This window comes from Natronococcus sp. CG52, assembly GCF_023913515.1.
Classification (GTDB): domain Archaea; phylum Halobacteriota; class Halobacteria; order Halobacteriales; family Natrialbaceae; genus Natronococcus; species Natronococcus zhouii.
The window spans coordinates 2,871,706-2,884,920 of record NZ_CP099391.1; the positions used below are offsets into that span (position 1 = coordinate 2,871,706).

A 13,215-nucleotide genomic window follows, 5' to 3' on the forward strand; every position below is an offset into this window, starting at 1 on the left:
GCCTCGTTCGCGGCCGCCGACCGTGACCGGGAATTCGAAGATAGAATTTCAGCTATCTGATCCGTTTTTCGTCCGTTTTCGTATTACTCTCGTGAGTAGTTTACTAGTATGCAGCCGTCTCAGAACGATCAAAAACGAACTCAGAACGATCGCAACGTGAGGATACCGCTTACACGCGATCGATAATCGCGTTCGTCACGTCCTCGGTGCTCGCGTCGCCGCCGAGGTCCGGCGTTCGCGGGCCGTCCTCGAGCGTCGACTCCACTGCCTCGTGAACCGCGTCGGATTCCTCGTCGTAGCCGAGGTACTCGAGCAACATCGCGGCGGAGATGATCGTTGCGGCCGGGTTCGCGATCCCCTCGCCGGCGATGTCGGGTGCGGTCCCGTGGACGGGTTCGAACAGCCCGCGCTCCGGGCCGACGTTCGCGGAGGGAAGCAGGCCGAGCCCGCCGACGAGTCCCGCCGCGAGGTCCGAGAGGACGTCGCCCGCGAGATTCGGACAGACGACGACGTCGAACTGCGTCGGATCGAGACACACCCGAGTTGCGAAGGCGTCCATCAGCACCTCGTCGGCCTCGACGCCGTTCTCGTCGGCGACCGCCGCGACCGTATCGCGGAAAACGCCGTCCGTCTCCCGCATGACGTTCGCCTTGTGTGCGATGGTGAATCCGTCGTGATCGCTCTCGGAGACGTACTCGCAGGCGAACTCCGCGAGTTGACTCGAGGCCGACTGGGTGACGACGCGGGTGAGCGTCGCGACGTCCTCGGTCAGGCGATCCTCGTGGCCCGCGTAGACGCCCTCCGTGTTCTCTCGGAGGAAGACCAGATCCGTCTCGGGGCGGACGGCGTCGATACCCGGGTACGCCTTCGCCGGTCGAACGTTAACGAAGGAATCGACCGCCTCTCGAAGCGGGAGGATGACGTCCGCGGCGGTCTCGCCGGCCGCACCGAACAGCGTCGCGTCGGCCGACGCCGCGAGGTCGTACGTCTCCTGTGGCAGCGCCTCGCCGGTCTCTTCCTGTACCGCGTCGCCGGCGTCGGCCTCGACGAACTCGAAGTCGATCTCGAGCGCGTCCAATACGTCGACCGCTGCGGGCGTGACCTCTCGTCCGATTCCGTCGCCGGGAACGACGGCGATCTCGTGAGTCATGCCAGACCCTCGCTCCCCGGAGGAAAAGAGGGTATCGAATACCACGAGTACTGCCCGACGGCCGCGCCTGGCCGTCGGATCCGAAAATCGCGTGACGACGAGCGTCAGGATCGAGCCAGACGCGCGACACCGCCCGCGACCAACGCGAACGTCGCCGCCAGCGCGCCGAGATGCGACACCGACCCGCGGGTATCCGAGAGCGAGACGGTGATGGCTCCCGTCGATCCGGTACCGACCGCGCCGGACTCGACGACGGTCGTCTCGAACTCCGGAGCCGATACCTCGATCGAATAGGATTCGTCTGTCCCGGCGACGACCGCCGTAAGCGTGCCGTTCTCGTCCGTTCGTTCGTCCGGTTCGAGTGCGGATCCGGACGAGCGCTCGAGCGTGACGGATGCGTTCTCGACTGGTTCTCCCGCCTCGGTTTCGACGCTGAGCTCGAGCGTCGCGTCGCCCTGCAACTCGAACGACTCCGTGAGCCGGTCCCGAGCGCCGGCCGTGACGACCCGTTCGCGCTCGACGTAGCCCGGCGCGTCCGCGCGGAGGGAGTACTCGCCGACCCCGGGAACGTGCTCGATCCGGTACGTGCCGTCGCCGACGTACTCGGCCGAATACGTCCCGCGCGTCCCGTCCGCGACGACCGTTGCCGTCTCGAGGTCGTCTCCGAACTGCGCGTCGGTGAGCGTGACTGCGATCGACGCGTCGCCGGCGAGTGATACGTCGGTTCTGGTCGTCTCGTCCGCCGGGACCCGCGTCGTCTCGGTCTTCGATTCGTAACCGTCGCGTTCGACGGTAACGTCGTATGCCCGGTCACCGCGGAGTCCGACGAACTCGAACGACCCGTCGGATTCGGTCGTCGTCTCGCGTTCGGTGCCGTCCGCCGCGGCGCTCACGACCGAGGCGTTCGCGAGGGGATCGCCCGTCACCGTATCCGAGACCGTCCCCTCGAGGGTCGCGTGCTCGCCGGCCGCGTCGATCGCCGCCGCGGCGTCGACGACGCCGTGTCCGTACCGGACGTCACCCTGCCCGTCGTCCGGCACGGTCGCGGACTCGATCAGCGCGCTCTCGAGTTTATCGGGCCCGAGGCCCGTCGCCGTCGCCGACTGAACGAGCGCGGCCGTGCCGCCGACGTACGGGGCCGCCATGCTGGTCCCGCGCTTCGTCTCGTAGCCACCACCGGGGATCGCGCTCTCGACGTCGACTCCCGGCGCGACCACGGTCGGAACGGTGTACGACGCCGGCCACCGGTCCGGTGCGTCGGACCCCCAGACGTCGCGCGTCTCGATCGTTTCGCCGCCCGAAAAGTCGGGAACCGACCCCGACTCGTCTACCGCGCCGACGCTCACCGCGTCGTAGACGTTTCCCGGCGACGTGGAGTTCCCCTCGCCCCGATTGCCGCTCGAGGCGACGACGACCGTACCGGCGTCGTTCGCGTTCTCGATCGCGTCGATCATGGCGGGACTGTACCCGTTCCAGCCGAGGCTCATCACGATGACGTCGGCCTCCTCCTCGACGGCCCACTCGATCCCCGCGAGGATGTGGCGCTCGTATCCGACGCAGCGGTCCCGCCGACAGTCGGTCATGACGGCCCCGTGGTAGAGGTCCGCATCTGGTGCGACGCCGATCTGCGTTCCGCTCTCGTTCCCGCCGGCGACGACCCCCGAGACGTGGGTTCCGTGGTCGTCGTACGCGGTCGGTTCCGCCGCGGGGGAGTCGCCGAAGTCGTTCCACTTCGCGACCTCGAGATCCGGATGACTCTCGTCGACGCCGGAGTCGAGGACGGCGACCGACGCGCCCTCGCCCCGCGTGCGGTAGGTGTCCCAGGCCGCCGGGACGTTGCTCTGTTCGAGTCCCGGCGCGTACGATCCGTTCGACGAATTGCCGTCGTCGCCCGCGCCCCGTGCCCCGTTAGCCGTGGAGACGGTGATCTCGCTATCCGCGCGAATCGCGGTCACGGCCTCGATATTCGCGAGTTCTGCGAGCGCCACTCGATCGGTATCGACCGTCACGAGCGCGGCGTTCGTGATCCAGAACTGTCGCTCGAGCGTGATCTCGTCAGTCGCGTTCGCGTACTCCTGGAAGGGACGGTGGGACGTCCCCGCGTCCTTCGGCCGGGCGGCCGGGTCGTCGATCGGATCACTCGAGTCGTCCTCGAACCGTACGAGTACAGCGACCTCACCGCTCGCGTCGTCGAGCGATGGATCGATCGGTGTCCGTTCCGTCCCGTTGACCCCGTCGGTACCGTTCTCTATCGGCGCGTTCCGGTCCGACGAATCGACCGCACCGGGAGCGGCGACGGTCGACTCGTCGGAGACTGCCGCAGCCACCCCGGCCACGGGGAGGAGCGAACAGATCAGCACGACTGCCAGAAAAAGAGCGAAGGCCCGGCCCCGACGAGACAACCCCAGAGACATTATCTAATTCGAGATAGTATCCTGAAGCAAATAAAGTTACTATCTATCAGAACAGTAGAGAAGAACAGCGAAGACGGAGAGGGGGCGCTTTAGGCACCTATGCGAGCGATTTGTGCCAATATACTGTCCGTATCCGATTCTCGGTACGTTAGTGTAAGATGTAACGAATTACTCACTGCGTTACTCCGCCTCGAGAATCGCCTCCAGCAGTTCCCGTTCCCGCTCGAGCGTTTCGTCGCCGATCGCCGACGTCTCCGTCTCGAGGTGGTTGCGGAAGCGACCGATCCGGTCGTCGTACGGTTCGGAGGCCGTCAACGGCTCCGACTGCAACTCCCACTCGCCGAACTGATCGTCTGCAGGCGGCCGATCGATCCCGTCGTTCGCGTCGACGAGCGCCGCGTCGCGTTCGTAAACGGCCCAGTTCTTCAGCAGGTCGGCGTAGCGGGCGAGCAGGACCGCCTTGCGGACGGAGGCGGTGCCGTACTGCTCGTCGTCGCCGCTCGGAAACGAGACGGTCTCGGTCGCGGACCGACGGTCGCCCGATCGGGTCTCCCAGCTCGCCTCGAGATTCAGCGTCGCTTCCTCCTCCGTTTCCGCGTCGCCAGTTCGCTCGACCTGCACGAGGACGACCCCGCCTTTCGCCTCGCCGTCGCTCCGCGGGGAAGGGAACAGCGTGTCGACGCGCATGAGTTCCCCCGTCGTTTCGTCGGCCGCAGTCGAGCCGTACACCTGACCGATCTCGTACCCCGCCGCCTCGAGTTCCAGCGAGAGGTCGTAGACGAGCGGCGTCACCATGTACTCGAACTCGTCGTCCGTGCGCCGCTCGAACTCGTCCTCCGAGTAGACGCTGTAGTAGTTCGCGCCGCGGACGCCGGTAATCTGATCGATCAAATCCGCGTTGAAATCCACGCCGACGCCGACGACCGTCGTGTGGTGGTCCTTCTCGGCGTTCTCCTCGAGACTTCCCCGGAGTTCGTCGGCGTCGGTCTCACCCACGTTGATCTGGGCGTCGGTCAGCATGATCGACCGGTTCTCGTACTCATCGCGGTCGGCCTCCGCGTACTCCGCCATCAGTTCCTCGCTCAACTCCATCGCGGCCGAGATGTCGGTCCCGCCCCGCGGCTCGATGCTCTCCTGAATGTGTCCGCGAATCGCGTCCATATCCGTCTCGCCGACCTTCCTGAGGGGCTTCGCCAGGTACGCCTCGTGATCGAAGAGCACGACGCCGAACCGATCCTCCGGACGCAGGTGGTGGGTCATCGAAACCAGGGCGTCCCTCGCGACGTCCATCTTCGGCCGCGACGTTCCGCCGTCGGCTTCCCGCTCGTTTCCGTGCTGGTCGTAGTAGTAGTCGCTGAAACTCGCGCCCATCGACCCCGAGATGTCGAGCACGATCACGAGGTTCAGCGCCGGCCGCTCGAAGTCCGACTGCGAGAGGCCGGAATCCAGGCCGACCGAGAGGTACCGCTCGGTGTCACCGGAGAACGGATCCGGCGTCACCGCAGGCGTGTACGTCGGGCAAAAAAGCGACTCGCAGGAGCCGTCGCCGCCCGTGTCGAAGTAGTACTCGTGAAACAGGCCTTCGTAGGCCATGCTCTCGGGAATCGGCAAGTACCCCTCGGAGACGTTGCGCCGGAACGTCCCGACGTCCGCGGCGCCGCCCGCCGCGAGGCCGATGCTTTCGCCACCGTCGGCAGCCTCCTCCGCCGTCGCCGCGTCGTCGGTTCCACCGAAGAGCCAGGAGTCGTCATCGTCGTCCGGGGGCGAGTACTGCCAGTCGTCCACTCGTCCGGAATTGCTCCCCCACAGACTCGAGCGCGTCGGCGCCGAGCAGCCCGCGAGCGCGCTACTGGTGCAGGCCCCACACAGTGCCAGAAACCGCCGTCGTTCCGAAGGCATGCCTAGCCCATCGCGTTCGCGCCGATAAGCCGTTCCGCAAGCTGAAACGACGATTGTAGCTACCGAAACGGGACGAAACCGTACCCGGAAGCGCTACTCCGCTTCGGGGATCGCCGCGTCCTCGACGTACGGGAGTTCCTCGGCCGTTCGCCGAACCGCGCTCGTGTTCGACTTCATCAGCGCCGTCGTGTCCCAGACGCCCTCGACGAGCGCCTTGCGCTGGGCGTCGTCGACGGTGACGTCGATCGTCTCGGAGCCGTAGGTGACGGTCTCCGCTTCGACGTCGATATCGATCTCTCCGTCGGGATTCTCGTCGACCCACTCCTGGAGTTCCCGTATCGTCTCGCTGTCGGCCGTCACGGTCGGAATGCCGAGCGCCAGACAGTTGCCCGCGAAAATCTCGGCGAAGCTCTCGCCGATGATCGCGTCGATGCCCCAGCGCATCAGCGCCTGGGGCGCGTGCTCGCGCGAGGAGCCGCAGCCGAAGTTGCTGTTGACGACCATTACCGACGAATCCTGGAACCGTTCCTCGTTAAACGGGTGGTCCTTGAGGTCGTCGTTCTCGTCGAACCGCAGGTCGAAGAAGGCGAACTCGCCCAGCCCGTCGAAGGTGACGACCTTCATGAACCGCGCCGGGATGATCTGGTCCGTGTCGATATCGTTGCCCCGAATCGGGACGCCCGAGCCGGACACGTAGTTGACCTCCGGAATGTCGACCGCACCATCTCCGGTCATGCCAGATTCACCTCTTTCAGGTCGCGCACGTCAGAGACCTCCCCGGTAATCGCCGCCGCGGCGACCATCCGCGGGTTCATCAGGACGGTGCGGCCGTCCTTCGATCCCTGGCGGCCGACGAAGTTCCGGTTCGAGGAGGAGGCGCAGGCCTCGTCGCCCTCGAGCTGGTCCTCGTTCATCCCGAGACACATCGAACAGCCGGCGTTGCGCCAGTCGAAGCCGGCGTCCTCGAAGACGTCCTTCAGGCCTTCCTCCTCGGCGGCTTCCTGGACGCGCTGGCTGCCGGGGACGACGAGCGCGCGGACGTCGTCGTGGACCTCGCGGCCCTCGACGATCCGGGCGGCCCGCCGCAGGTCGGGCAGGCGAGCGTTGGTACAGGAGCCGAGGAAGGCGACGTCGATGTCGTAGCCCTCCATCGTCTCGCCGGGCTCGACGCGCATGTGCTCCTGGGCGCGTCGCGCGGTGTCCTGCTTGCCCTCGGCCAGGTCTTCCGGCGCGGGGATCGGATCGGAGATGCCGATCCCCTGTCCCGGGGTCGTTCCCCAGGTGACGACCGGCTCGAGTTCGTCGGCGTCGATCCGAACGACGTCGTCGTACTCCGCATCGGCGTCCGATCGAATCGACTCCCAGTACGGCTTCAGTTCCTCGAACTTCTCCGGGTTTTCCTGGAAGTAGTCCGTCTCCTCGAGCCACTCGTAGGTGGTCTCGTCGGGGTTGACGTAGCCCGCTCGAGCGCCGCCCTCGATCGACATGTTACAGATTGACATCCGGCCTTCCATCCCGAGGCTCTCGATGGCCTCGCCGGCGTACTCGTAGACGTAGCCGACGCCGCCCTCGGTGCCGAGTCGGCGGATGATCTCGAGGATGACGTCCTTCGCCTCGACGCCGTCGCCGAGTTCGCCGTCGACCTGGATCTTTCGGACCTTCTGTTTCTCGAACGCGAGCGTGCCCGTCGCGAGCACGTCTCGGATCTGGGAGGTGCCGATCCCGAACGCGAGCGCGCCGAACGCGCCGTGGGTCGACGTGTGGGAGTCGCCGCAGACGATCGTCTTCCCGGGTTGGGTCAGTCCCTGCTCCGGGCCGACGACGTGGACGATCCCCTGATCGCCGCTGTTCGGGTCCGAGAACTCGATCCCGGCCTCGCGGACGTTCTCCTCGAGTTCGCTCATCATCTCCTCGGCGGCGTCCTCCTGGTAGGGGCGGGACTGGTCCGCCGTCGGGATGATGTGGTCGACCGTCGCGTGCGTGAGTTCGGGGTAGGCGACCTCGAGGTCGCGCTCGCGGAGCATCCCGAACGCCTGCGGGCTAGTCACCTCGTGAATGAGGTGCAGTCCGACGAACAGCTGATCCTGTCCGGTCGGTAGCGTCGTCACCTTGTGGCGGTCCCACACCTTGTCGTACAGCGTTCCCTCACTCATACGTCGCCTACTCCCCGCTCGGATTCGCGGTCGTGCTCGCGCCCGCGCTCGAAGACCTCGTTGGCGTCTTCGGCGCCGTTCGGCGGCGTGTGGCTCACGTCTTTCATCTGCTCGCTCGCGGTACTGTCGACCGGATCCGTCGCCGCCGGCTGACTGTCGGCGGCGTTGGAAGAGCCGCGGTCTTCCGACGTTCGCCTCGTTGCTCTCGGCTCACCGCCGTCGGCCACGACGGTCGAACCGCGGTTGAACAGGCGGCCGGCCGTCTCCCCGGTGTAGGGATTCGTGTGGCTGACGTCGCCCATCGACTGGTCGCTCGTGGTCTGTTGGTTCGATCGTGTCATGTTAGTCCGCCTGGACTCGGGTTCGTTCCTCGTCGTCTTCCTCTTCGGATTCCTGTCCCTCTTCCCACGCGAACAGCCCGCGGAGGCGCTCGCCGACTTCCTCGATCTCGTGGTTCTTCTCTGCCCGGTTGAGCTGCGTGTAGACGGGTCGGTTCGCCTGGTTCTCGGCGACCCACTCGGTGGCGAACTCGCCGTTCTGGACCTGCTCGAGCACTTCCTCCATGTTTGCTCGAGCCTGGTCGTCGATGACGGCCTCGCCGCGCGTGAGTCCGCCGTACTCGGCGGTGTCGGAGACCGAATCCCACATGCCGCCGAGCCCGTCTTCGTACATGAGGTCGACGATCAGCTTCATCTCGTTCAGACACTCGAAGTAGGCCATCTCGGGGCTGTAGCCGGCGTCGACCAGCGTCTCGTAGCCGGCCTTGATCAGCTCCGCGATGCCGCCACAGAGGACGGCCTGCTCGCCGAAGAGGTCGGTCTCGGTCTCCTCGCGGAACGACGTCTCGACGACGCCGGCTCGGGCGCAGCCGATCCCCTTCGCGTACGCGAGCGCGCGCTCCTTCGCGTCGCCGGTCGCGTCCTGGTAGATCGCGAGCAGTCCCGGCGTCCCCTCGCCGTTCTCGTAGTTCCGGCGGACGAGGTGGCCCGGGGACTTCGGCGCGATCATCGTCACGTCGACGTCCTCGGCGGGCTGGATCTGGTTGTAGTGGATGTTGAAGCCGTGGGCGAACTGCAGCGTGTCGCCGGCCTCGAGTTCGTCCTCGATCTGTTCGTAGACGTGTGGCTGAACCGTGTCGGGGACCAGCATCGAGACAACCTCCGCCTGGGCGGCCGCCTCGACCGGCGTCGTGACCGTGAGGCCGTCCGCTTCGGCGGCGTCGCGCGAGGAGGAGTCCTCGCGCAGGCCGACGACCACGTCGACACCGCTCTCGTGGAGGTTGAGCGCGTGCGCGTGGCCCTGGCTACCGTAGCCGAGGACGGCGACGGTTACGTCGTCGAGGTGGGATTCGTCTGCGTCCGATTCGTAGTAGATCTCGGTGGTGAATTCGTTTTCAGTCATCGTCTGCTGGTTGTGTGAACTGCTGGGTCTGTTTCGCCTCGGTGGCGGCCGATTCCGTCGGTGGCACCGCGGTGTCGTCGGTGCCGCGCGCGAGCGCGGTCGTTCCGGTTCGCGCGATCTCGCGGATGCCGAACTGGCCGAGCGTCTCGATCGCGGCCTCGATCTTCTGGCGGGCGCCGGTGATCTCGATGGTCGCCGTCTCCGGACTCGAGTCGACCGTCTTCGCGTCGTACATGTCCGCGACGGCGGCGACCCGGTCCGGACGCTCGGCGTTAACCTTCACGAGCGCCAGTTCCCGGCGCATCGCGTCGGGCTCGAGTTCCCGCACGGCGATGACCGGCAGCAGCTTTCGCAGCTGCTTCTTGATCTGGTCGATGCCGGGATCGGGTTCCTCGACGACGAGGGTGATCCGGGCGCGCTCGTCCTCGGCGGTCGGACCGACCGTCAGGCTCTCGATGTTAAACTGCCGCCTCGAGAACAGTCCCGAGACGTCCGAGAGCACGCCGGGCTCGTGTTCGACCAGCACCGAGATGACGGTGCGTCGGGGGTCGTGCTTCGCTTCGATCTCCGGATCGATGCGGATCCCTTGCTTGTTGCGCCGACCGGCCGGTGTCGGTCGCTCCTCCGGGGACGGTCCGTCGAGCCCTCGCGTCATAATTGGTCCTCCGTCAGCGCGAACTGACCGTTGTCGCCGCCGCTCGGCACCATCGGATAGACGTTCGCCTGCGGATCGATGTGGGCGTCGATCACCGAGGGACCGTCGTACGCCAGCGCGGCGTCGATGGTGTCGGCGACGTCGTTGTAGTCGTCGATCCGGAAGCCCCGCGCGCCGAACGCCTCGGCGAGCTTGTCGAACTCGGGCATCCAGCCGTAGTCCGACGCGGAGTGACGGCCGTCGAAGAAGGCGTCCTGCCACTGTCGGACCATCCCGATGTACTCGTTGTTGAGCACGGCGACCGTGATGTCCAGCTCCTCGCGGACGGCCACGGACAGTCCCTGCAGCGTCATCAGGAACGAGCCGTCGCCGTCGATACAGACGACCTCCTGGTCGTCGTCGGCCGCGAAGCGGGCGCCGATCGCCGCCGGCAGCCCGTAGCCCATCGTCCCCAGCCCGTGACTCGAGACCCAGGTCCGGGGCTCGGTGTAGGTCCAGTACTGGCAGGCCCACATCTGGTGTTGGCCGACGCCGGTCGTCACGACGGCGTTGTCGCTCGTCGCTTCGTCCAGGGCCTCGACGACGAACTGGGGCTTGACCGGTTCGTCGTCGGGCGTGTCGTAGGCCATCGAGTAGTCGGACTTCCACTGCTGGCACTGGGCGCGCCACTTCGTGATCTGCGGCGAGTCGTCGACCGCCTCGCTCAGCTGGTCGACGACCGTTTCGGCGTCGCCGACCAGCGGGTAGTCCGCGTGGATGTTCTTCGAGATCTCCGCGGGGTCGATGTCGACGTGGATGACCTCCGCGTCGGGTGCGAAGGTTTCGATCCCGCCGGTCAGGCGGTCGTCGAACCGGGTGCCGATCGCCAGCATGGTGTCACAGTGGGTGATCGCCATGTTGGCGTAGCCGGTACCGTGCATGCCCGCCATCTCCATGGATAGCTCGTGATCCTCGGGGAACGAGCCGATAGCGGGCATCGTCGTGACGACCGGGATCTCGTGCTCGATGGCGAACTCTCGACAGGCCTCGCTGGCCTCGCCCTTGATGACGCCGCCGCCGAGCAGCATGACGGGACGCTGGGCGTTTTCGATCCGCTCGGCCGCGGCGTCGACGATCTCCCGGTCCGCTTCCTCCTGCACCTCGTAGGTGTGGGGCACTGCGGGCTCGTCGGGTTCGCGGTCGGTCTCGGCGTTGGTAACGTCCTTCGGCAGGTCGACCAGCGTCGGTCCGGGTCGGCCCTCTCGGGCGAGTGCGAACGCCTCGCTGACGTCGGTCCCGACGCGATCCGGTTCGCTCGAGAACGTGTTGTCCTTCGTGACCGGCGTCGTGACGCCCGTCGTGTCGGTCTCCTGGAAGGCGTCGTTGCCGACGAACTCGGTCGGCACCTGGCCGGTCAGCGCGACCATCGGGTCCGAGTCCATGTCGGCGTCGGCGAGGCCGGTGACGAGGTTCGTCGCGCCCGGTCCCGACGTGGCCAGGCAGATGCCCGGCTCGCCCGAGACGATGCCGTAGGCGTCGGCCGCGTGCGATGCGCCCTGCTCGTGGGCCATCGTCACGTGGGTGATCTCGGAGTCGTAGAGGGCGTCGTAGACGGGCATGATCGCGCCGCCCTGCACGCCGAAGGCGTGTTCGACGCCCGCGTTCTCGAGCGCGCGGACGACGGCCTCGGCGCCCGTGGTGACGGGTTGTTGCTCGGTTTCGGACGCCGCTTCGGCGGTCGCGTCGGCGTCGACCGACTCCTCCGCGTCGCGAGCCGGCTCCTGGTCGTCGTGCTGTTCTTCCGTCGTGGTAACCGGTGCTGCGCGTTCGCTCATCGATTACCTCCTGCCGCGTGGGGGCGGTCCGTTGCTCTGGGTGGTGTCATCTGCTGGATTGCTGGTCGCTCTGAAGCCGATGCGACGAATACGGGCCGGAATCGAGGAAGGAGTAGGTGAGGGGCTAGTTGGCCCCTACAATACGAATGCGAGCGAGCGCGCTGCCGTCGGCTGCACGAGCGCGAGCCGATGGTGAAGCGCGATCCGTCATTACTCATCTCGTAGGCCCGCCAGTCGTAATAATAGTTCCGACCAGGGCAATGCTGGCGCAAACGCTGATGCGAACACTGCCGCGATAGCCGGGGCTCCCGGCCGGTAGCAAACGGGGCGGGCATCCCTCAGATTCGCACCTCCTCCGGCTCCTGCTGGCGCTCGATGCCAGCTTCCTCGGCGAATCGCTCCAGGTCGTCGACCGTGATCCGGCGCTTTTCCGCACCGTAATCCTTGACCTTTCGGGTGACCGCGCGCACCTGCTCGTCGGTGGGGTCGAATCCGGACTCGCGCAGTCGTTCGCGGACCGAGTGCGTCCCGGTGTGTTTCCCCATGACCAGTCGGCGTTTCGCGCCGACCATCTCCGGAGTCATGACGCCGGGTTCGAAGGTGTCGGAGTTCTCGATGACGCCGGCGGCGTGGATGCCGCTCTCGTGTGAGAAGGCGTTGTCGCCGACCACCGGCTTGTTGCCCGGCGTCGGGACGTCGCTTCGCTCCTCGACGGTCTCCGAGAGCTCCATGATCCGCGTCGTGTCGATTCCGGTATCGCACTGGTAGACCGACTCGACGGCCATCACGAACTCCTCGTAGGCGGCGTTGCCGGCGCGCTCGCCGATCGAGTTGACCGACACCTGGGCCTGGTCGGCCCCCGCTTCGATGCCGGACAGCGCGTTGGCGGTGGCCAGCCCGAAGTCGTCGTGGGTGTGGACGTCGACCCGCGCGTCGGTGTGAGCGCAGACCTTCTCGATCATGGCCCGGAACCGATTCGGCGTCGCGACGCCGCAGGTGTCCGGAATGTTGATCCAGTCCGTACCGGCCTCGCTGACCGCTTCGATCACCTCGAGCAGGAACGCCTCGTTGGTACGCGTCGCGTCCATCGGCGAGAACATGCAGGTCGCCCCCGCTTCCGTGATGCGTTCGACCGACTCGACGGCGCGCTCTACGACTTCCTCCCGCGTGGCGTGCATCGAGTCCTCGATCTGAACGTCGCTGGTGCTGACGAACGTGTGAACCATCTCGACGCCGGAATCCAGCGCCGCTTCGATGTCCTTGTCGACGACGCGGGCTAACCCGCAGGTAGTCGTCGACGTCGAGGACGCGATATCACGAACGGCTTCGAACTCCGCATCGGAGTTGACCGGGAACCCCGCCTCGATGACGTGGGTTCCCATCTCGTCCAGAATCGATGCGATGTGCCGTTTGTCGTCGGCGGAGAACGACGTTCCGGGCGACTGTTCGCCGTCCCGGAGGGTCGTATCGAAGACACGTGCTGACTCGATTTCGTCAGTGGAATCTAACGTGCCCTGGAAGAACTCGACCCCCCTGACTGGTGTCAGAGGTCGGGTTGCCTTGTGAAGACATTGTATCCGTTCCGAGGCTCGACGATGTATATAAACCTGGCGCTGTCTCAGGTGTGTCGTGACCTGTCAACCCGAACAGCAGTCGACCGCTGCTGGAAAATCGCAAGACATCAACGACCTATTATTGAGCAGAGATCCTATTACCATACGGGACGGCT

General features: G+C 66.2%; 10 protein-coding genes. All 10 read right to left on the reverse strand.

Going from position 1 to position 13,215, the window contains the following annotated elements:
* Positions 1–169: 169 nt before the first annotated feature.
* Positions 170–1,150, reverse strand: coding sequence for a 3-isopropylmalate dehydrogenase (leuB, locus tag NED97_RS14470; protein ID WP_252487725.1), 981 nt, complete (start codon positions 1,148–1,150; stop codon positions 170–172).
* A 104-nt stretch (positions 1,151–1,254) separates the two neighbouring features.
* Positions 1,255–3,477, reverse strand: coding sequence for a S8 family serine peptidase (locus tag NED97_RS14475; RefSeq protein WP_252487726.1), 2,223 nt, complete (start codon positions 3,475–3,477; stop codon positions 1,255–1,257).
* Positions 3,478–3,744: 267 nt separating this feature from the next.
* A complete protein-coding gene (locus NED97_RS14480) occupies positions 3,745–5,463 on the reverse strand; it encodes a vWA domain-containing protein (protein WP_252487727.1) in 1,719 nt (572 codons plus the stop codon).
* A 93-nt stretch (positions 5,464–5,556) separates the two neighbouring features.
* Entirely contained in the window at positions 5,557–6,198 is a 642-nt protein-coding gene (leuD, locus tag NED97_RS14485) for a 3-isopropylmalate dehydratase small subunit (RefSeq protein ID WP_252487728.1), read from the reverse strand.
* A complete protein-coding gene (gene leuC, locus NED97_RS14490; RefSeq protein WP_252487729.1) occupies positions 6,195–7,616 on the reverse strand; it encodes a 3-isopropylmalate dehydratase large subunit in 1,422 nt (473 codons plus the stop codon). The genes leuD and leuC overlap by 4 nt, the downstream gene beginning before the upstream one ends.
* The gene (locus tag NED97_RS14495; RefSeq protein ID WP_252487730.1) at positions 7,613–7,957 is read right to left on the reverse strand and encodes a hypothetical protein; all 345 of its coding nucleotides are present in this window, start codon (positions 7,955–7,957) and stop codon (positions 7,613–7,615) included. The genes leuC and NED97_RS14495 overlap by 4 nt, the downstream gene beginning before the upstream one ends.
* A 1-nt stretch (position 7,958) precedes the next feature.
* On the reverse strand, positions 7,959–9,017 hold the full coding sequence (gene ilvC, locus NED97_RS14500) for a ketol-acid reductoisomerase (RefSeq protein WP_252487731.1): 1,059 nt from the start codon (positions 9,015–9,017) through the stop codon (positions 7,959–7,961).
* Positions 9,010–9,672: an acetolactate synthase small subunit gene (gene ilvN, locus NED97_RS14505; RefSeq protein ID WP_252487732.1), complete on the reverse strand. Its 663-nt coding sequence runs from the start codon at positions 9,670–9,672 to the stop codon at positions 9,010–9,012. The genes ilvC and ilvN overlap by 8 nt, the downstream gene beginning before the upstream one ends.
* On the reverse strand, positions 9,669–11,486 hold the full coding sequence (gene ilvB / locus NED97_RS14510) for a biosynthetic-type acetolactate synthase large subunit (RefSeq protein ID WP_252487733.1): 1,818 nt from the start codon (positions 11,484–11,486) through the stop codon (positions 9,669–9,671). The genes ilvN and ilvB overlap by 4 nt, the downstream gene beginning before the upstream one ends.
* Before the next feature lie 338 nt (positions 11,487–11,824).
* Positions 11,825–13,063, reverse strand: a complete 1,239-nt coding sequence (locus NED97_RS14515; protein WP_455429875.1) for a LeuA family protein — start codon at positions 13,061–13,063, stop codon at positions 11,825–11,827.
* Between the last annotated feature and the right edge of the window lie 152 nt (positions 13,064–13,215).